This is a genomic window from Pseudomonas sivasensis (assembly GCF_013778505.1).
Lineage (GTDB): Bacteria > Pseudomonadota > Gammaproteobacteria > Pseudomonadales > Pseudomonadaceae > Aquipseudomonas > Aquipseudomonas sivasensis.
In genome coordinates, this window is record NZ_JAAOWU010000015.1 from 16,199 (window position 1) to 37,312 (window position 21,114).

Here is a 21,114-nt window from a genome sequence, read left to right on the forward strand (position 1 = left end):
GCGCGGTATTATGCCTGCTTTGTCCGGCGGCATGAAAAGCCTGCCCGTCGGATGTCGCTCAAGGAATGGATATGTCGCCCTGGCTGACGGTTGTAGGCATCGGTGAAGACGGCTTCAAGGGCCTGGGCAGAAATGCCCGGCATGCCCTGCTGCGCGCCACGCGGATTATAGGTGCTCAGCGCCAGTTGGACCTGTTGCCGGTGTGTATTCGCGGCGAGCGCCAAGTGTGGCCGAGCCCGTTTTCCCTTGAGCCGGTGCTGACGCAGCGCGGTACGCCTGTGTGTGTACTGGCCAGCGGCGATCCGATGTTCTATGGCGTGGGGGCCAGTCTGGCGCGGCAGGTCGCGGCTGAAGAACTGCTGATTTTACCGGCGCCGTCGTCGGTGTCGTTGGCGGCAGCGCGGCTGGGCTGGCCGTTGCAGGAAGTGGTGACGTTATCCGTGGTGGCCCGACCGTTGGCGGCGATCAATGCGCATCTGGCGACGGGGGTGCGGTTGCTGGTGTTGAGCAATGACGGCAGCAGTCCTGCGTTGATTGCTTCGTTGCTGGCTGAGTCCGGGTTTGGGCCCAGCCGGTTGAGCGTGTTTGAACACCTGGGCGGTGTCGACGAGCGGCGCATCGATGGCTTGGCTGATGATTGGCAACACGCGCGCGTCGCTGATTTGAACCTGATCGCCATCGACTGCCTGGCCTGCAGCGACACACCGCGTCTGTCGCGCCTCGCTGGCCTGCCCGATTCCGCCTTCCACCACGACGGCCAACTGACCAAACGCGATGTGCGCGCCATGACCCTCGCCCGCCTCGCCCCGATGCCCGGCGAACTGCTGTGGGACGTGGGCGCGGGCAGCGGCTCCATCGGTATCGAATGGATGCGCGCTCACCCGAGCTGCCGCGCATTGGCGATTGAAGCCGACGCAGGCCGCCAGGGCCTGATAGAACACAACCGCGACGCCCTCGGCGTGCCCGGTCTGCAACTGATTTGCGGCAAAGCGCCGGACGCCTTGCATGGTCTGGAGGCACCGGACGCCATCTTCATCGGCGGCGGCGTCACCCGCGACGGCGTGCTCGACACCTGCTGGCAACACCTGCGCCCCGGCGGTCGGCTCGTCGCCAACGCCGTGACCCTGCAAAGTGAAATGACCCTGATGAACTGGCGCGCTCAACATGGCGGCGAACTGACGCGCATCCACGTCGCTCAGGCCCAGCCGCTGGGTGAATTCGATACGTGGCGGCAGGCGCTTCCGATCACCTTGCTGGAAGTGGTCAAGCCGCGATGAAACGGATTCTGCTGTTGGGTGGCGTGACCGAAGCGCTCGCCATCGCTCGCACGTTGGGCCCGGAGCATATCTACAGCCTGGCGGGCGTGGGCCGTGTGCCAACGGATCTCACCTGCCAAGTGCGTGTCGGCGGTTATGGCGGCGCCGAAGGATTGGCGCAATTTGTTCGCGACGAACAGATCAGCCTGATCCTCGACGCGACCCATCCGTATGCGGCGCAGATCAGCCGCAATGCCGCCGAGGCGGCAAAGGTGTGCGGTGTGCCGTGCTGGGCATTACGTCGCCCGGCGTGGCAACCGCAGGCCGGTGACGATTGGCGTGAGGTCAGTGACTGGGCCGAGTTGATTACGGCGTTGAAACCCTTCAAGCGCCCGCTGTTCACCTTAGGCCGCGAGCCATTGCAGCATCTTGATGAAATCCCCGCCGACCAGTTCTGGACGCTGCGCGCGCTGGATGTGTATCCGGGCAATGAGCGGTGTGAAGTGATCGGCGCCCGTGGACCGTTTTTGATTGAAGACGAGCGGGTGTTGTTTGAACGGCGTGGGATTGATGTGCTGATCAGCAAGAACAGTGGCAGCACAGCCACCGAGCCCAAGCTGGAAGTGGCGCGCGAGCGTGGAGTGCCGGTGTTGGTGTTGAAGCGGCCGGTGTTGGCGGCGGTGGACCGGGAGTTCCCAACGGTGGCGGCGGCACTGCAGGCAATCCACTCGCCTTGAACACCGAAGTTCAAATGTGGGAGGGGGCTTGCTCCCGATTGCAGTAGATCAGCCAATAAATCAGTGACTGACACACCGCAATCGGGAGCAAGCCCCCTCCCACATTTTGAACTGCATTGTTAGCTGCTTGCGGCGGACACCTGCCCAACGCCGCTGTGTACACGATCAGCCAACAACTGCGCCAGCTCAATCAACTGCGCAACGCCCAGCAACTCCTCTCGTTTTCGACCTTCCAGATCAAACGCCAAGTCACAACTCAGCGCGTTAGCCGAGGCGAGTGTTTCGCTGAGGTTGACCAACAGGTCTTCGGTGCTGATGCCATCGGCCACGGTGAAGAGCCGGACGGGGGGATTTGGGGTGGGCTTAATCATTGTGAAGCTCCTTAGGAAAGTGGAGCTGCCACTGATTCGCCGCGACGCGATAGGGTGGCAGCTGTACGCAGGTTCGCGGACCGGTCCTAAGGCAACCCGGCATACCCGAAGGTATCCCGCGCACAGCCACCATTGCGCCGCACAGTAGACGATAAAAAAGCGCCAACTGAAAGCAGACGATGACGCTCAGCGTCCATAGGAACCCGGGCCGCGACGCCCGTCCGCTGCGTTTGCAGCGGTGCGCGGAGACTAGAGACCGAGTGTCCTAGGGACAACCTCAAATCCCTGTCGGAAATTTCTGCTTGTACGAATAACTAGCCAAACGACTAGCTATTTGGCCTCCCTCCAAAAAGTCGATTCCCCCTACAAACACTTCCGAACCAGCTGGCTGGCTCAGCCAAAAGCCCCCGCCCTAACCTCCACCCTCGCGGTTTTGGGTTAACTCCCCGCGAGGGGGCACGCCGTTTCGACAACGTGTCACAGCTTGCCATTTTGTATCCTGAGGAATACGATCCGTGACAATTGAGTTCAATGAAACCACTGAGTTTGTCAAATGGTTGGAAGCAGTTCGGGACCCGTTCGTAAAAGTTCGCGTAATCAAGAGAGTGCGAATGGCTGAAGCCGGAAATTTTGGTGACTGCGAGTCAGTGGGGGATAGCGTGTTTGAAATGCGGATCCATTACGGCCCAGGATATCGCGTTTACTTCACCCGCCGAGACGAGGTGGTTTATCTGTTGCTAATCGGCGGTGACAAATCAACACAGAGCAGAGACATCAAACGTGCAAAGCAAATCGCAATAAATTTTGGTAGCGAGGAATAAATTATGAGCGAGTCCTTTACCCGCTTCGATGCGGCAAAATATCTGAAAACCCCTCTGGAGATGGCTGCATATTTAGAGACCTGCTTTGAGGATGATGCTGGTGATGGTCTATTGATTCGTACCGCTCTCAACGATATCGCCCGCGCCCAAGGCATGACCCAGGTAGCCCGCGACGCCGGCCTCGGAAGAGAAAGTCTATACAAAGCCCTCTCCAGCAATGGCAATCCCGAGTTCGCGACTATCATGAAAGTCATGAAGGCTTTGGGCCTCAAGCTTCACGCCACAGCGATCTGATAGCACTGCGACACCAAACCACACCACCGCTTTTTACTTATCCCCCCCGATCAGGCTAAATACCCGCCTGATCGTTTAACCCTACGGATTGTCCGCCATGGCCCGTCAACGCTTTGCAATTGCCTGGATCGCCTGCCTTGCAGTGCTGTTCAATGCGTTTGCCATGCCGATGGCCAGTGCGATGCAGCAGGCGGATGACCCGGTCAAGCAATTGCTCTGGGGCAGTTTCTGTTCTTCCAATGGTGCGAGTCTCAAGACCATCGCCCTGGGCAAACTGGAGATTCCGGCGCCGCAGCAGGATGATCACTCCACCATGCAGCATTGCTGGTGTTGCTCAGGTTCGGCGCCGTTGGTGGCCTTGCCAGGGCATGTGCCCCAGTTGTATGTCACGCGGTTCGATGCGTTCCAGAATCTGCCGTCGTCTTCGCCCCAGCAACCCACCCCGCGCCAGCAATGGCCGAGCCTCAACCCCCGCGCGTCTCCAACGGTCTGATTGTCTTCGCAAGTGAACTGCGTTTAGAACCGTTCTGGAGAACTGCCATGCTCAAATCTTCCCTGCTTCTGGCCGCGTTGTTGCTGCCGGTGTTCAGTGCCGCCAATGCCGAGGACTACAAAGCCGGCGACTTGCTGGTCAGCGATCCCTGGTCCCAGGAATTGCCACCCAATGCACCCACCGTCGCTGCGTATTTCGTGATTCACAACACCGGTGCTGAGCCGGATCGCCTGGTCGGCGTCGCCACGCCGGTGGCCGAGAAGGCCGAGTTGCATGAGCATGTGATGCAGGGTGACTTGATGAAGATGCAACAAGTACCGAGCGTCACCGTGCCAGCCAAAGGTGACCTGACCTTCGCGCCCATGGCCTATCACGTGATGCTGCTGGGTCTCAAAGACCGCAGCCTGTTGGCCGATGGCAAGCAATTCCCCCTGATCCTGACCTTTGAAAAAGCCGGCAAGGTCGAGGTGGAAGTGTCCGTACAGAAAGTACCGCCGATGGCCGGCCACGAGCATAAGCACGCTCAATAGGCCAACACTCGATGGGCGCCCCTCGCGCCAGGCTCTCTCCACACCACCGCGTGAAGCGCGGCAGTTGGATCAGCCTGTTTGCCATGCTGATGATCTTTATCGGTCCGCTGATTTCCCAAGCGATGCCGATGGATCATCACGCCGGTGTGTCGATGTCGATGTCGATGTCGATGCCAATGAGCATGTCCATGGACATGCCGGGCGAGCATGGCGAATCCCATCACCCTAAAGCGCCCGACGAACATCACGCGCTCTGGGCCAAGTGCGGTTACTGCGACCTGCTGTTCAGTTGCCCCGCCCTGCCCGGCAGCGTCTCCTACGTCACCCTCAACACCCCGCCGCCGGCCAATGCGCTCACCCCCGCTACGCGCCTGGGTCATGCCCGGCAGAGCATCTTCCCCGGCGCCCGCAGCCGTGCGCCGCCCATCGCCTCGTAAACCCTAAGCACCGTTACTTCACCCCGGCCGACTTTAGACAGACAGCCGCAGGCTGCTGGCCGTGTTGTTTACGATTGATTGATGGAATTTGTCATGTCCAGGTTTTCTGCTGACACCCGTTTGGGATGTACCCCTGTGCTCGCCGTTTTATGCGGCGCCCTGCTGACGCCTCAGGCCCATGCCGAAGAGCATGAACATGAACTGAGCCCCACTGTGATCACCGCGATTGCGCCCAGCTCCCCCCTGACCGTGGTCACGAACCCGAAAGACCCGCGCCAACCGGTGCCCGCCAGCGATGGTGGCGACTACCTCAAGACCATCCCCGGCTTCGCCCTGGTGCGTAATGGCGGCACCAATGGCGACCCGGTGCTGCGTGGCATGTTCGGCTCGCGCCTGAATATCCTCACCAACGGCAGCATGATGCTCGGCGCCTGCCCAGGCCGCATGGACGCACCCACTTCGTATATTTCCCCGGAAACCTACGACACCCTCACGGTGATCAAAGGCCCGCAAACCGTACTCTGGGGGCCAGGCGCCTCGGCCGGTACCATCTTGTTCGACCGCGAGCCCGAGCACTTCGGCGAACTGGGCACACGGCTCAACGCGAGTGTGCTGGCAGGCTCCAATGGGCGTTTCGACAAGGTCATCGATGCCGCTGCCGGTGGGCCTCTGGGCTATGTGCGGGTGATCGGCAACCAGGCCCATGCCGACGATTACAAAGACGGCAACCACGACACCGTTGCTTCGCGCTACGACAAGTGGAACGGCGACGTGGCCGTGGGTTTCACCCCCGACGCGGACACCCTGCTAGAACTCACCGCCGGCCGTGGCGACGGCGAGGCGCGCTACGCCGGACGCGGCATGGACGGTTCACAGTTCCTGCGCGAAAGCCTCGGGCTGCGTTTCGAGAAGTCCAATATCGGTGAGGTGCTGGATAAGGTCGAGGCGCAGGTCTACTACAACTACGCCGACCATGTGATGGACAACTACAGCCTGCGCACGCCGTCGGGCACCGGGATGATGGCCGGGCCGATGGCCTCCAACGTTGACCGTCGAACCCTCGGTGCGCGGATCAAGGCCACTTGGCGCTGGGCCGATCTGCAGTTGATCGGCGGCCTGGATGCGCAGACCAATGAACACCGCCAACGCAGCAGCATGGGCATCGACACCTACAAAGAGTTGCCCAAGGTCAAGGACGCCAACTTCCACAACTACGGCGTGTTCGGCGAACTGACCTGGTACGCCGCCGACCGCGATCGACTGATCACCGGCGCACGTCTGGACCGCGCCTCGGCCAAGGACTTCCGGCAAACCACCGGCTCCGGGATGAATGCACGCGCCAACCCGACCGCCGACGACACCCGCGCCGATACCCTGCCCTCGGGCTTTATGCGCTACGAGCACGACCTGGCCGACAGCCCCACCACCCTCTACGCCGGTCTGGGCCACTCGCAACGCTTCCCGGATTACTGGGAGTTGTTCTCTCCCTACACCGGCGCGGTCGGTTCGGCGAATGCCTTCGACGGCGTGAAACCGGAGAAGACCACCCAACTCGACTTCGGCGCGCAATACAAAGCAGACGACCTTGAGGCCTGGGCTTCTGGCTACATCGGGCAAGTGCGTGACTTCATCCTGTTCGACTACCGGCCGGGCATGATGGGCACCACCTCCCAGGCCCGCAACGTCGATGCTCGCATCATGGGCGGTGAAGTGGGCGCGGCGTACAAGCTGACCCGTCATTGGAAAGCCGACGCGACCCTCGCCTACGCCTGGGGCAAGAACAGCAGCGACGGCAAGGCCCTGCCACAAATGCCGCCCCTGGATGCACGCGTGGGCCTGACCTACAGCGAAGACGACTGGAGTGCGGGCGCGCTGTGGCGAGTGGTCGCCGCGCAGAACCGTATCGATCAGAACAAGGGCAACGTGGTCGGCAAGGACTACGACAAGAGCAGCGGCTTTGGCGTGTTCTCGCTGAACGGCGCCTATCGCATCACAAAAAACGTCAAGGTCAGCACCGGCGTCGACAACCTGTTCGGCAAGGCCTACGCCGAGCATTTGAACCTCGCGGGCAATGCCGGCTTCGGCTACCCGGCCAACGACCCGCAAGCCATCAAGGAGCCGGGGCGAACCCTCTGGACTAAAGTCGACATGAGTTTCTAAAGCACCGCAGTAGGAGTCGGCCTTACCGACAGCGGGGTTGCCTGGCAGCCCCACACCTAAGATCTATAGCCTTGCGGAGCACTACCTGATGAAGACTCAAAAAATCTCTTTCTACAACCTGGCCTGGCGCTGGCATTTCTACGCTGGCCTCTTTGTCGCCCCCTTCATGGTGCTGCTGGCCGTGACCGGCATCATCTACCTGTTCAAACCCCAACTCGACCCGCTGATGTACGGCAACCTGCTGACCGTACCCGCAGCCGAACACGCCTTGAGCGCCGACGAACAATTGATGCGCGCCCAACGCGCTTACCCCAAAGGCGCGATCAGCAAATACCTGCCGCCGGCCGACGCCACCAGCAGCGCGCAGTTTGTGATGCACAACGAGGGTCGCGAAGTGACGGTGTTCGTCGACCCTTATCGCGGCACCGTACTCGGTGAGCAGGACGCAACCTACAACCTGCAAGCCATCGCTCGTGCGCTGCACGGTGAACTGATGATCGGCACTACCGGCGACCGCCTCATAGAACTCGCCGCCGGGTGGGGCGTGATGTTGGTCGTGTCCGGTGTGTATCTGTGGTGGCCGCGTGGCAAGTCTTCAGCGGGGGTGCTGTGGCCACGCCTGGGCAGTCGCGGCCGGGTGTTCTGGCGCGACCTGCACGCGGTCGCCGGGTTCTGGGGCGCGGCATTTTTGCTGGTGATGCTCCTCAGCGGCATGACGTGGACAGGCTTCTGGGGCAAGCAGTACGCGGGGCTGTGGAATACCTTCCCAGCGGCGATGTGGAACAACGTGCCGCAGTCCGACCAGCAGGCGCGAGTGCTCAACACTGCGACCCAACAGACCGTGCCCTGGGCCATGGAAAATACGCCGATGCCCATGTCCGGCGACCACGCCGAACACATGAACCACGGCGCCATGCACGCAGGCCCGGCCGCGCCGACCATCCGCCTGCAACAGGTGGTGGATTTGGCCTCCGCACGCAAGGTCGAGCCAGGCTACAGCATCACCTTCCCCACCACCGCCACCGGCGTGTTCACCGTCGCGGTGTTCGCCAACGACCCGCGCAACGACGCCACTCTGCATGTGGACCAATACACCGGCAAAGTCCTCGCCGATGTGCGCTGGGAGCACTACAACTGGGTAGTGCGGACCACCGAGACCGGCGTGATGCTGCACGAAGGCAAGATGTTCGGCTGGGTCAACCAACTGATCGTGCTGGTGATCTGCCTGATGATTTTGCTGAGCGCCGTCAGTGGCGTGGTGATCTGGTGGAAGCGCAGGCCCCAGGGCGGCCTGGGGGTGCCGCCGTTGCGCCACGACCTGCCGAAGTGGAAAACCGCGATGGTGATCATGCTGGGCCTGGCGATCATTTTCCCGCTGGTGGGCGCTTCGCTGATCGCCGTATGGGCCTTGGATCGTCTGGTGCTGTCGCGTTTTTTTGGCCCGCGTGAGTCCGCCCCAGGTTCTGCATGAACCCGGCGAGGACCCAAGGCAGAGGCCTTCTTTAGCCTTGCGCGACTCTCGTCCCGCAGCGGATAAGCGCTAGCTCATCACACGTTCTGCGTCATCGTTGCTCGCCGCTCATCGCGGCGAGCAACCCTCCAAGCAAAACAAACGACCGATCACCCAGTACCTTGCCAGCGGCCTGATGCACACGCGCTGAGCACGGGATTACAGCTCATCACGGTCACGCAGTTGAAGCGGTTCGTCGACCAAGGGTTCGTCGGTTCCCACCTCTTTGCGACGGTCCTTTAGCACCTCGGAAATCAGCCCCTCGTTATGCCAGTAGCCATCCCGATCGAGTACCGACAGTTGACCGACTCCAGCCAATCGCCTGAAAAACTCAACAGGCGTGAGACTGGCCGCAGACGTCATCAGCTCATTTTCCGGGGATGAAAGCCCCAACACGTATTTCAACAGCGCGCCCCCCCGAGTCATCAGGTAAAAATTCGTCGTAGAGCGTGACTGAGCCTTGAGAATGCGGATGCAATAAGCCAGGAATGTCGGTTCGATAAAGTTGCTGTTCAGCGAATCATCCTCGGACGCCGCACTCTCGACGGGCGCCGTGTCCCGGTAGGCCAACTGCGCACCCACCACCCGGTAAAGGTCCGGAAAGTCCGGGTAAGGTACCGGCCCGCTCGCTGGCGGCGACATCGGCTGCACAGGCCCCGAAGGCCCGGTGTAAAACAGGCGGAACAGGCGCGTCGCATCCAGCCCCGGCCACAGCGGCAAGGTGGTGATGAACGATGAGTCGTTCGGGTTGGCCAGGACCGCGGCGACATAGTTATGGCCCTGGATTGCCGACAGCCGACGTTGAACGTAGCGGGCGGCATCGTCTGGGTGGGAAAACAACGGACCGCAACCCATCGGGTAATCGAAGAATCCTTCTCCCGTTCCCGGCTGCCAGCCGGGCGTGATTCGTCGCGTACCCGCCCAGACCGATCCCTCGACCAGGACATCAAGGTTGCCGAGTCCAGCCAGCTCATGCACATAGTCAAGCAGCGTGATCTTGCCCTCGTGCAGTTGCTGGCGAAGCGTCGGGAAATGGCTGCGATCGTCCAGCGCCTCGTCCGTTTGCAGGTATTGATACCTGAGCAACGCCCCCTCCGGGCAGGACAGGTACAGCGATAGCTGCTTGCCCTTCACACCATGGCGGGCGAAGCGAATGCCATTGTCGATGACCATGGGCGAATGAATCATTTGCCCATGGGGGTCGTGCCCCGGTGTCAGTGTTTCAAGGGCCGCACATAGATAGATACCTTCCAGGACATAACCCTGGGGCAGCAGGCCGCTTGGAAACACCTGCTCGAACTTCCAATAACTGCTACGCACCAGCGGCATCGTCACCATGTACTGCTCTTTGCGCGCGTCCTTGAACACGTAGCCGAACTGCAACGCCGACCCGTACTGACAGCGTTCATGGGCATAACGCACAGCCGCCCGCTCCTGGGCAAATACCGGACTGAAGGCAGGATCCGCCAGGGCGTTTTCGATCTGAGCCCCAGGCAAGCGAAACGCTTTGGGAACAAACCCCTGAAGTAAACGCGGCGGCCCCCAGACCTCGCTGCCTTCCACAACGCGCAAGCGCCCCGCCTTGCTCAAGCGCTGGACAAACGCTTCTGGCGTGACCTCTCCTGCGCGGATCTGTTGCTCAAGCGTGTTCTCCAGGCGGTCCTCCCGCACCAGATTCAGGGGCGCCAAATCGTCTTTCAACGTCGCTTCCAGCAACGAGTTGCTGCGGCTGTAACTGATGATGCTGCCGTCGGCGCCGAACAGGTACTCACGGCTCAAGCTGGCATGGGCAGTGGTCAGCACAGCACTGATCACCCGGGTCGAGAGCATAGTGCGGTAGATGTCGCGTTGCGTGGCATCCAGGGTAAACGGCAGTTCGCGCCCAGGGCTTGAGCGGTAGCGCGCCACCAGGGTATGGGCCGCGGGAAAGCCGCCAACCGCTACCATCTCATCAGGGAAAATCCAGGTGTGCTCGAAGTCTTCGCGCGGCACGCTGACCGGTTCAGTGGCAACGAACAGGCCGTCAGGACGCTGGAGAATCAGGCCGCCGAACAGCCGCCGTCCATTGACAGCCTGAAGGCGAGAATGGGCATACCGCGCCGCGTCATCCTGCTCGTTGAACACTGGCCCCAGACGGCGGCGAATAAAGTGGGCGTAGGGTCGCCAGCGCGAAGATTCCTTGCTCACCGCGCCCCGACGGTCCCAGCATTGACTGGAGTACAGCACCGTCAAATCACCGGTTTGCGCCATCAACGTCACATAGCGGCGAATATCCAAAGTGCCGCTGCGCAGGCTCATCCCCTGCACGCTGACTTCGCCGCCATTCTCGCCGCCACTGAACAGCGAGGTCTTGGCCGGCTGATAGCGCAATAGCGCGCCCTCAAGCGTCGACAGATAAACCGGTAACACGTCGCCGGTATCCGCGCCCAGCAAATGACGGGCATCTTTCTCGGCCCGTTGCAGCAATTGCGGAGTCGCGAAAAAGCGGGTCAGCCAGGCTTCAGAAGAACTCACGCCGCTGGGCAACCATTGCTGGGAATAGAGCATCCCGGCCACCACGAAACCATGAGCGAAATCCCCTCCTTCAAGATAAGGCGCGCCAAGCGATGCGTTACTTAACCGCCCCTCAGACGCCTGCGGCGCCAGCTCGCTGACCACGTATTCATTTTTTTGCGGGTGCTTGAGCAAGTAAGCCGTATACCCCTGAGCCTCCAGGCTGCGCCCATGGCCACGCTTATGGGCATTGATCGCCGCAGCGTCCAGGGTGGTGAAAATGGCGCTCAACGACGGCGTTTGCGGGGCTACCTGGGCGTATTCGAAATTTGGCGTCCAGTCGTCATAGACTCGCAGGCGCGGCCCCCACAACCGTGTATGGCTGAGCACCCGCAGTTCGCCTGCGTCCGCCAGGCGGATCACGATATCTTGCGGCTTGAGCGCACCGCGTTCCAGGCGAAGACGGTAGCTATCAACCCCCGGCGTTTGACGGGTATTGGCCAGTACCAACGCTTCCTTTTGTGAGCCGCTGGGGATGTAACAGATCAGGTTGTTGGGCGTTCCGCTCAAGTACGCCGGAAGCCCGGACTGGATCACCGAACGGATTTCCTGATCGGCGAACATCGTGACGGTGATCTCAAGATCGGTCAGTGTCCAACCCAGACGGCGCCAACGTTCCAGGTCAGCTTGGGACAGCGGTGGATGGGAACTGTAGCGCCCACAAATGACATGCTCGGCGGGCGGTACGACTAACCCATTGTCGGACGATGACAGCAGCAAGTCTGCGGCAAAGCCATTGCCCTGGAAACGTACCGGTTCGGTGAACGTGAAGCGCTGGTCGGGACGCCGCAGGATGTAGCCGCCATACCCCGCATCACGCCGTATGCCGATGCGCTCGTGGGCGTGCCGCGCGGCATCGTCGGCACTCAGGAAGGTTGCATCGACGCTATCACGCTTGCCCGCACCCAATGGCAGGACTTCACTGTCATACACCACCCCTCGCTCGGTCCAAAGCTGGCCTGTCTGGCGTACCGTCAGCTCGCCCGCACGAATAACACGACGCACAAACGCCCGGGGAGACAACGAACCGTCCATCAACGCTGCCTGATTGCCGTTATCCGTCACCGTGCCGTCAATGGCCACATTGAACAGTTCAGTGGCCGCCTTGGCTTCGGGCGCTTGCCATTGCAAAAGCGCCCCGTCGTCAGTGTGCAAAAACAGCTTCAAGCCCATCTCGGCAATCTGCAGGCTCTTCGTGGCGGCCGCCTGATTCATCGCCGTGACCAGCAGTTGAGGGCTGACGAAACGCTTGTACAGCCAGGGTTCCGTGGCGGGTAACGGCGTGTCGGCCAAAGGCGCCGGGGAATAATAGAAGCCCACCACGCGATGATTGGAGGGCAGCCGGGGCTGGCCGTTGTTGCGTACCGGGAACAGCCCGGTCAACGCAGCGCCCAGGGCCGTGGGTTCAGTGACGACATAGGTCGAAGCCGTCAGGTGCTTGAGGACAACCCCCTGATAGCCGGTCCGGGGCAAACCCGCCGAAAAGCTCAAGGCCACCAACACCGCCGCTTGCGCGGTACTGACGATCGGGGTGAAGAACGGTTGTGCCTGCGCAACCCCGTCGCTGCTGACTGGACTGCGCAAGGTCCAGTCCTGAGGCACCTTGCCGCGTACACCGCCCCACACGGGCGAGGGTACCAGCACGTGTAACTCGCCGGCTTTCGCCAACCGCCACACAGCGCCTTCGAACGCGGAGAATGGCACGACCGGCTCAGTGCCTGTCAGTTGAGCCTTGAGGCTTGTCTCCTCGGCCGAGCCGCTGCTCACATATTTGAGCAGCGAGTTGACCGTCCCAGACAGGTAATGCACGCGCGCAAAGTTACGATGGGTGATGACAAACACCTGGTCGGCGTTGGAATAAAAACTGTTGAACAGCTCAACCTGATCCGCGGTGAAACCGGGGTTGAATTGTCTTATCGAGCCTTCGTCGGCGGGGTGGGAATGGTAGAGCGCATGGCACTCGTAAGGATGAGGCGCGATAAAGTTGCCCTCATCGTCCACTGCCAGGATCGTGCTGAAATCGAACAGCACCTGCTCACCGCTGGCCGGATGCGTGGCGAAGTAGCGGTTGCCGCGTTTGAGAATGAGCCCGCCATACTCTTTGTCACGCCGTGTGCCGATCTGGTTGTGTGCCCAGCGCGCAGCGTCATCGGGCTGAATGAAGGCCGGCCCCACTGTTACCTCCGGGACATCGGTAAACGGTCGCCACGCTGCGGTAACCACACCCGCGCGGTCCCACATGCGGTTGGTGGCGAGCACGGTCAGCTCACCGACGGCCGCGACCTGCCGGACATAGTCCTGGGGTGTGAGGCTGCCTGTGAGCAGCGCGTTATCGGCCTCAGGGCTGCTGCCGAAGCGTTCGACTTCTGCAGGCGAGAAGTTAAATCGGTAGCGCAACAGCGCACCATCTGCGGTTTGCTGATAGAGCCCAAGCGGCTGATCCGGCACCTGCAGGTTAGCGATAAGACCAGCCTGCTGAGCCGCGCTCCCCAAACCCAACGGCGGAAAAAAGCTGCGGTACAACCAGGGTTGGTTCACCGCCACGCGGCCGTGTTCGGCAGGAGGGTCGCAGTAAAAACCAACAATGTGATGCTCGTCCGGCAGCAGGTAATTGCCGTCCGCATCCGTCGATAACAGATGGCTCACATAAAAGCGTGGCTCGTCGAGGAGGTGGGCCTGGGTCGCGACGAATTCATCCTTGCCATCGCGCTTGAGGACCAGCCCAAGGCGCCAGGACGTCCTGGAGCCGGTGCCGAGCGCCACGCCCGCTTGAATGGCATCGCTGACCGTGGCGCAGACGTGGGACAACAGCGGCAACAACCCCGGCGCTGGCGCAGCGAACGCCTGATAGGGCTGCCAGTTCTGCGGAACCACCCCCCGAGAGCCGCCCCACAACGGGTTGCTGGTGACAAAGCTCAACTCACCCACCGCGAGCATTTTTTTAAAGTGACCTTCTATCGAGCCATCCGTGCCCCACGCTGCCTCACTGACCTTGCCCAAAATCCACTTGGCGTATTGCGCCTCGGCGAACGACCCACTGGGGCGATAGCGCACCAGGGAATCATCGGGACCCGACAAGTAAGACAATGCAAAGTTGTGCTGATAGGTGATATCCCCAGCGGCATCCCATGGAGAAAAGAAATTCAGATAGGCCTTCACCTGATGCTCGGACATCTTCGGGTTGGCACTGGCAACCTGTTCGTAATCCGCCGGATGGGAATGATAAAGCCCGGCGCGGCGGTAACCGGCAATCGGCAAGAAACTGCCATCCTCGCGGGTGCCGAGGACGTCGCGGATGTCAAACTCAAGCCCCTGACCACTGACCGGCTCTGTGGCAAAAAAATACCCTTGCAGGTTGCGCAGAATCACACCGCCGTACTCACGATCACGCCGTGCACCAATACGCCGGTGCGCCCACAACGCTGCGTCATCGGCATGAATAAAGGCCGGGCTCAACGCGGGCAGCGTCACCGATGTGCCGCCGGAGCCCGGCGTGGTGGTAGATGTGGGCTGTGTAACGGTCTTGTCCGGCACCCAGTTCTCATCGACGACACCGGCCACACTCCACAATGCGCTGGTCTGCTCCACGCTCAGTTGCCCGGTGCTCGCCACCCGCCGTACAAAGTCGCGCGGGCTCATCTGGCCGCTCAACAGCGCGGCGTCCAAACCGTCATCCACGACAGAGCCATCCGCCTCAACCTTGAACAGTGCCGCTTCGGCACTGGTCAGGGAGCAGCGGTATTTGAGCAACGCTCGCCCCTGGGTACGGTAATAAATCGACACGCCCAAGGCCTGATCCACCGTCTCCAGCGTGTGCGCCTGGTAGATGCCGAGCGCCAGCGCCCGTGGCGCGAAGAATGCCTGGTAGAGCTCTGGCTCCTGGACGGGGAGCACGGTCGCCGGTGGCGTTGGCCCCAGGTAGAAACCCGCTACCCCATAATCTGCGGGCAATGCGAACTTGCCCTCGCGACTGGGGAACAGTTGCCGCAAGAAAGGCTGGTGAGGGTCGAGGGTCCTACCGACAGTGGCGATATAGGCCTCCTTGTCGCGAGCCTTGAGCAACACGCCGCCAGCACCACCGCCGGCGAGGGCCGAGCGAATGGCCTTGGTAGCTTGATCGAAGACGGCGGTAAACAAGGGCAACTCGGTCAACGTGGACGAACTGAAGGGTTCGAACACCACCCAGTTCGCCGGCACCTTACCGAAAGAACCGCCCCACAGTGCAGTAGGCACGATCAGGCTCAGCTCGCCCAGCGTGGAGACCTTTTTCACAAACTCATTGAAGGGCCCATACACCCCCACCCGACTGCCGGCCGGTTTTCCCGCCCGCAGCCACAGTGCGAAGCTGCGCTCCGGGGACGAACCGCTGGGCGCGTAGCGAATCAGTGAGCCGTCCGGCCCCGATAGATACGCCGCCGGAAAGAATTCGCGATCATCCACATCGTGGCTGAAGTCCGAACCTGAAAAAAAACCGAGAAACGCCTTGGCCATTCGCTCGTCAAACGACGGATTGCGCTCACGGATCAACGCGTGCTGGGCCGGGTGCGAATGGTAACTGGCGACGCAGGTGTAGCCCCTGGGTTGCTGGTAATAACCTTCGGCGCTGATGCCCAGAACGTTGAGCAGATCGAACTGCATGCCATCCCCTGGCACCGGATCGGTGGCGAAGTATTTACCGACGGGGTTTTTCAGGATGACGCCGCCGTACTCGCGGTCGCGGCGGTCGCCGATTTTCCGATGGGCCCAGTAGGCGGCGTCGGCCTCATGCACAAACGCCGGGCTTAACGGCGGCAAGCGCGACGCTCCCCTCCCGGCACCGGCAGCGCGTTCCTGGCGTGATAATCGAATAGCCATACACATTCCTTTTGACTGAGTGTTGGCGGCCATTCTTGTACCTCTGGGAAGGCGTCGAGCGGTAAGTAGTTAGCCCGCACCGTTAGCGTGCGCCAGCGCGCACATCATCCGGCTCAAAGCCCCGATCTGGTGCGCGAAATCCTGGGCAAAACGTCAAGCACGCGTGAATGCATCGCGTCAGCACTGATAGGCACAGCCCTTGCAATTGCTCCCACATAACAACATTGACCTATGGAGACCGCACCATGAAGCGTCGCAGCTTGATCAAGGCTTTCACCCTGTCGGCATCCATCGCCGCCATGGGCATGACCTGGACTATCCAGGCCGCCGAGACCATTAAGGTCGGCATCCTGCATTCGCTGTCCGGGACCATGGCCATCTCGGAAACGTCCCTCAAGGACATGGCGCTGATGACCATCGACGAGATCAACGCAAAGGGTGGGGTGAACGGCAAGATGCTTGAACCGGTGGTCGTGGACCCAGCCTCGAACTGGCCGCTGTTCGCCGAAAAAGGCCGCCAGTTGCTGACCCAGGACAAGGTCGCGGTGGTGTTCGGTTGCTGGACGTCGGTGTCGCGTAAATCGGTGTTGCCAGTGTTCGAAGAACTCAATGGCCTGCTGTTCTACCCGGTGCAATACGAAGGTGAAGAGATGTCGCCCAACGTGTTCTACACCGGTGCGGCGCCGAACCAGCAAGCGATCCCGGCGGTGGAATACCTGATGAGCGAAGAAGGCGGCAGCGCCAAGCGCTTCTTCCTGCTGGGCACCGACTACGTGTACCCGCGCACCACCAACAAGATCCTGCGCTCGTTCCTGCATTCCAAAGGCGTAGCGGATAAAGACATCGAAGAGGTCTACACCCCGTTCGGCCACGCCGACTACCAGACCATCGTTGCCAACATCAAAAAATTCTCCGCCGGCGGCAAGACCGCTGTGATCTCCACCGTGAATGGCGACTCCAACGTGCCGTTCTACAAGGAGCTGGCCAACCAGGGCCTGAAAGCCACCGACGTACCGGTCGTGGCGTTCTCCGTGGGCGAAGAAGAACTGCGCGGCATCGACACCAAGCCGTTGGTGGGCAACCTCGCCGCGTGGAACTACTTCCAGTCGGTGGAGAACCCGGTCAACCAGAAATTCGTCGCAGACTGGAAAGCCTACGCCAAGAAACACAACCTGCCGGGCGCGGACAAAGCCGTGACCAACGACCCGATGGAAGCCACCTATGTGGGCATCCATATGTGGGCCCAGGCAGCAGAGAAAGCCAAGTCCACCGACGTCGACAAAGTACGTGAAGCCCTGGCCGGCCAGACCTTCGCCGCGCCGTCCGGCTTTACCCTGACCATGGACAAGACCAACCACCACCTGCACAAGCCGGTGATGATCGGTGAGATCCAGGCGGACGGGCAGTTCTCGGTGGTGTGGCAGACCCAGGAGCCGATCCGCGCCCAGCCGTGGAGCCCGTACATTCCTGGCAATGACAAAAAACCGGATCACGCTGTGAAGAGCAACTAAAGCCCTACCACAAGTTAAATGTGGGAGGGGGCTTGCCCCCGACGGCGGTAAGTCAGTGACAGAAGTATCACCTGACACTCTGCTATCGGGGGCAAGCCCCCTCCCACACTGTCCACGCATGATCAGGACATTTGTTTATGCCCACTGCCCTCACACGCTACTTCCTGACGCTGCTGCTGTTGCTGCCCCTGGCCGCACACGCCAGCGACGCCGAAGACTTCCAGGCCGCCAACCCGACGCAACAAGCCAAGCTCCTCCAGGACTGGGCTGCAAAGCCTGACCCGGCGCGCATCGAGTTGGTGGACGCCCTGCAACAAGGTCAGCTTACGGTCAATGGCGAAACCAAAACCGTGCGCCTGAACAACCGCCTGCGCGGCTTGATCGATAACGTGCAAGCCAGCCAGCAACTGCTCGCCGCCGACCCCAAGGTGCGCTTGGCGGCTGCGCAAACGCTGCAAAAAACCGCGCAACCTGCGCAGCTCAAATTCCTCGACCAGCAAGTTGCCGCCGAAACCGACGAAGGCGTGCACACCGCCCTGAGCCTGGCCCTGGCCAACCTGCAACTGGTCGACACCGACCCGGCCGTGCGCCTGGCTGCCGTGCGCTTGCTTGGCAGCACCGGCGACCCGCTGGCCCGCACGCGCCTTGAAGCCCTGCTCGCACCTGGCGTCGAAACCGATGCCGCCGTGCACACCGCCGCCGAAACCAGCCTGGCCCAGGTCAAACGCAAATTGATGTTTGGCGAAATCCTCGGCCAGGCCTTCAGCGGCATGTCCCTGGGCTCGATCCTGCTGCTCGCGGCCCTGGGGCTGGCGATCACCTTCGGCCTGCTCGGCGTGATCAACATGGCCCACGGCGAGATGCTGATGCTCGGCGCCTATTCCACCTACGTGGTGCAACTGCTGATGCAGCGCTACGTGCCTGCGGCCATCGAGTTCTACCCGCTGATCGCGCTGCCGGTGGCGTTTTTCGTCACCGCCGCGATCGGCATGGCCCTCGAGCGCACGGTGATTCGTCACCTGTACGGCCGGCCATTGGAAACCCTGCTCGCCACCTGGGGCATCAGCCTGATGCTGATCCAGGCCGTGCGCCTGGTGTTCGGCGCGCAGAACGTCGAAGTGGCCAACCCTGAATGGTTGTCCGGCGGTATCCAAGTGCTGCCCAACCTGGTGCTGCCTTACAACCGCATCGTGATCATCGCCTTCGCACTGTTTGTCGTCGTCCTCACTTGGCTGCTGCTCAACAAGACGCGCCTGGGCCTCAACGTGCGCGCCGTCACCCAGAACCGCAACATGGCCGCCTGCTGCGGCGTGCCCACCGGGCGCGTGGACATGCTCGCCTTTGGCCTGGGCTCGGGCATCGCCGGGTTAGGCGGCGTCGCGCTGAGCCAGATCGGCAACGTTGGCCCGGACTTGGGCCAGAGCTACATCATCGACTCGTTCCTGGTGGTGGTATTGGGCGGTGTCGGCCAGTTGGCCGGTAGCGTCACGGCGGCCTTCGGCCTGGGTATCGCCAACAAGATTCTGGAACCGCAGATCGGCGCCGTGCTCGGCAAGATCCTGATCCTCGCGCTGATCATTCTGTTTATCCAGAAACGCCCGCAAGGACTCTTCGCACTGAAAGGACGGGTGATCGACTGATGAACCAGCCATTGATGCTTACGGCCGCGCAAAAGGCCGGCCCCAAGGCGACGATTGCCACCGGTGTGATCATCCTGATCCTGCTGCTGGCCTTGCCGCTGTGCTCGCTGCTCTCGCCGGAAAACCCGCTGCATGTCTCGGCCTACACCCTGACGCTGGTGGGCAAGATCCTCTGCTACGCCATCGTCGCCCTGGCCCTGGATCTGGTGTGGGGTTACGCCGGGATGCTGTCCCTCGGTCACGGTTTGTTCTTCGCCCTCGGCGGTTATGCAATGGGCATGTACCTGATGCGCCAGGCGTCCGGCGATGAGCTGCCGGCGTTCATGACCTTCCTGTCGTGGACCGAATTGCCCTGGTATTGGGCCGGCACCGATCACTTCCTCTGGGCGCTGTGCCTGGTGGTATTGGCCCCGGGTTTGCTCGCTTTGGTGTTCGGTTTCTTCGCCTTCCGTTCGCGGATCAAGGGCGTGTATTTCTCGATCATGACCCAGGCCCTGACCTTCGCCGGGATGCTGTTGTTCTTTCGCAACGAAACCGGGTTCGGCGGCAATAACGGCTTTACCAACTTTCGCAGCATCTTGGGTTTTGGCATTACCGAGCCGGGCACACGGGCAGCGTTGTTCCTGGCCACGGTGCTGCTGTTGGTCGCCAGCCTGTACATCGGCTGGCGCCTGGCCCAGAGCAAGTTCGGCCGGGTGCTGACCGCCCTGCGCGACGCGGAGAACCGCCTGATGTTCTGTGGCTACGACCCGCGTGGTTTCAAGCTGTTTGTGTGGGTGTTGAGTGCGGTGCTGTGCGGTTTGGCCGGCGCCTTGTACGTGCCACAAGTGGGCATCATCAACCCGAGTGAAATGTCGCCGACCAACTCCATCGAAGCCGCCGTGTGGGTGGCCTTGGGCGGGCGCGGCACCTTGATCGGCCCGCTGCTCGGCGCCGGTGTGGTCAATGGCATGAAGAGCTGGTTCACCGTGGCCTTTCCGGAATACTGGCTGTTCTTCCTCGGGGCGCTGTTCATCATCGTCACCCTGTACCTGCCCAAGGGCGTTATCGGCTTGCTGAAGAAATGAGGAACGTCATGCTCGAACCTATTTTTGACGCGGGCAGTGGCCGCGATGCCATCGGCATCGGCCAGGCCGCGGGCAAGGGCCTCAACACCCGCCATGGCACCATCCTGACCCTGGAAGACATCAGCGTCAGCTTCGACGGTTTCAAGGCACTCAACGACTTGAATCTCTACATCGGCGTCGGTGAACTGCGCTGCATCATCGGCCCCAACGGCGCGGGCAAGACCACGATGATGGACGTGATCACCGGCAAGACCCGGCCCAGCCACGGCAATGCCTGGTTCGGCGAAACCCTGGACCTGACCAGCATGAGCGAAGTGCAAATCGCCCAGGCCGGTATCGGCCGCAAGTTCCAGAAGCCAACGGTGTTCGAAGCCTTGAGCGTGTTCGAAAACCTGGAGCTGGCGCAGAAGACCGACAAGTCGGTGTGGGCCAGCTTGCGTGCACGCTTGAGTGGCGAGCAGAAAGACCGGATTGATGAAGTGCTCGATACCATCCGCCTCACTGCCTCGGTGCATCGCCCCGCCGGGTTGCTGTCCCACGGCCAGAAGCAGTTCCTGGAAATCGGCATGCTGCTGATGCAAGACCCGCAACTGTTGCTGCTGGACGAACCGGTGGCGGGCATGACCGACGCCGAAACCGAATTTACTGCCGAACTGTTCAAGCGCCTGGCGGGCAAGCATTCGCTGATGGTGGTGGAGCACGACATGGGCTTTGTCGGCTCGATTGCCGACCATGTGACGGTGTTGCACCAAGGCAGCGTGCTGGCCGAAGGGTCGCTGGAACAGGTGCAGGAAAATGAGCGGGTGATCGAGGTGTATCTCGGTCGCTGAACAGCTTCAGGCGGATGCGAAAATGTGTGTTGCGCAGGACTTTGTGGTGA

The 21,114-nt window shown here is 61.5% G+C and carries 15 protein-coding genes; 13 read left to right on the top strand and 2 right to left on the bottom strand.

Going from position 1 to position 21,114, the window contains the following annotated elements:
- The first annotated feature begins 71 nt into the window (after positions 1-71).
- Both cbiE and G9Q84_RS21675 read left to right on the top strand, forming a co-directional pair.
- Complete coding sequence (gene cbiE / locus G9Q84_RS21670) at positions 72-1,277, top strand: precorrin-6y C5,15-methyltransferase (decarboxylating) subunit CbiE (protein ID WP_181644077.1); 1,206 nt, start codon at positions 72-74, stop codon at positions 1,275-1,277.
- Positions 1,274-1,993, top strand: coding sequence for a cobalt-precorrin-6A reductase (locus G9Q84_RS21675; protein WP_122764176.1), 720 nt, complete (start codon positions 1,274-1,276; stop codon positions 1,991-1,993). The genes cbiE and G9Q84_RS21675 overlap by 4 nt, the downstream gene beginning before the upstream one ends.
- A 119-nt stretch (positions 1,994-2,112) precedes the next feature.
- Here G9Q84_RS21675 and G9Q84_RS21680 read toward each other — a convergent pair whose 3' ends face one another.
- Positions 2,113-2,364 carry a DUF6124 family protein gene (locus G9Q84_RS21680; protein WP_032890602.1) on the bottom strand — a complete coding sequence of 84 codons (252 nt, stop codon included), beginning with the start codon at positions 2,362-2,364 and terminating at the stop codon, positions 2,113-2,115.
- Positions 2,365-2,885: 521 nt separating this feature from the next.
- Here G9Q84_RS21680 and G9Q84_RS21685 point away from each other — a divergent pair.
- From G9Q84_RS21685 to G9Q84_RS21715, 7 genes are all read left to right on the top strand, one after another.
- A complete protein-coding gene (locus G9Q84_RS21685; RefSeq protein WP_032890654.1) occupies positions 2,886-3,185 on the top strand; it encodes a type II toxin-antitoxin system RelE/ParE family toxin in 300 nt (99 codons plus the stop codon).
- Between the two features lie 3 nt (positions 3,186-3,188).
- Positions 3,189-3,479 carry an addiction module antidote protein gene (locus tag G9Q84_RS21690; protein ID WP_032890601.1) on the top strand — a complete coding sequence of 97 codons (291 nt, stop codon included), beginning with the start codon at positions 3,189-3,191 and terminating at the stop codon, positions 3,477-3,479.
- Between the two features lie 97 nt (positions 3,480-3,576).
- Positions 3,577-3,972 carry a DUF2946 domain-containing protein gene (locus tag G9Q84_RS21695; protein WP_095186039.1) on the top strand — a complete coding sequence of 132 codons (396 nt, stop codon included), beginning with the start codon at positions 3,577-3,579 and terminating at the stop codon, positions 3,970-3,972.
- 47 nt (positions 3,973-4,019) lie between these two features.
- Positions 4,020-4,502: a copper chaperone PCu(A)C gene (locus G9Q84_RS21700; protein WP_032890598.1), complete on the top strand. Its 483-nt coding sequence runs from the start codon at positions 4,020-4,022 to the stop codon at positions 4,500-4,502.
- A gap of 11 nt (positions 4,503-4,513) precedes the next feature.
- Positions 4,514-4,939 carry a DUF2946 domain-containing protein gene (locus G9Q84_RS21705; RefSeq protein ID WP_181644078.1) on the top strand — a complete coding sequence of 142 codons (426 nt, stop codon included), beginning with the start codon at positions 4,514-4,516 and terminating at the stop codon, positions 4,937-4,939.
- A gap of 93 nt (positions 4,940-5,032) precedes the next feature.
- Entirely contained in the window at positions 5,033-7,099 is a 2,067-nt protein-coding gene (locus tag G9Q84_RS21710; RefSeq protein WP_181644079.1) for a TonB-dependent copper receptor, read from the top strand.
- A gap of 88 nt (positions 7,100-7,187) precedes the next feature.
- Positions 7,188-8,570: a PepSY-associated TM helix domain-containing protein gene (locus G9Q84_RS21715; protein WP_181644080.1), complete on the top strand. Its 1,383-nt coding sequence runs from the start codon at positions 7,188-7,190 to the stop codon at positions 8,568-8,570.
- 198 nt (positions 8,571-8,768) lie between these two features.
- Here the strand turns inward: G9Q84_RS21715 and G9Q84_RS21720 are convergent, their stop codons facing one another.
- Positions 8,769-16,016: a DUF4329 domain-containing protein gene (locus G9Q84_RS21720; protein ID WP_181644081.1), complete on the bottom strand. Its 7,248-nt coding sequence runs from the start codon at positions 16,014-16,016 to the stop codon at positions 8,769-8,771.
- Between the two features lie 245 nt (positions 16,017-16,261).
- Here G9Q84_RS21720 and urtA point away from each other — a divergent pair, with 245 nt between their 5' ends.
- The 4 genes from urtA (at position 16,262) to urtD (ending at position 21,064) form a co-directional block, all read left to right on the top strand.
- Positions 16,262-17,527, top strand: coding sequence for an urea ABC transporter substrate-binding protein (gene urtA, locus G9Q84_RS21725; RefSeq protein ID WP_032890589.1), 1,266 nt, complete (start codon positions 16,262-16,264; stop codon positions 17,525-17,527).
- Positions 17,528-17,664: 137 nt separating this feature from the next.
- Positions 17,665-19,167, top strand: coding sequence for an urea ABC transporter permease subunit UrtB (urtB, locus tag G9Q84_RS21730; protein WP_122756666.1), 1,503 nt, complete (start codon positions 17,665-17,667; stop codon positions 19,165-19,167).
- Positions 19,167-20,234, top strand: coding sequence for an urea ABC transporter permease subunit UrtC (gene urtC, locus G9Q84_RS21735; RefSeq protein WP_095186044.1), 1,068 nt, complete (start codon positions 19,167-19,169; stop codon positions 20,232-20,234). Before urtB ends, urtC begins: the two co-directional genes overlap by 1 nt.
- Positions 20,231-21,064 carry an urea ABC transporter ATP-binding protein UrtD gene (gene urtD / locus G9Q84_RS21740; RefSeq protein ID WP_095186045.1) on the top strand — a complete coding sequence of 278 codons (834 nt, stop codon included), beginning with the start codon at positions 20,231-20,233 and terminating at the stop codon, positions 21,062-21,064. The genes urtC and urtD overlap by 4 nt, the downstream gene beginning before the upstream one ends.
- The last annotated feature ends 50 nt before the right edge of the window (positions 21,065-21,114 follow it).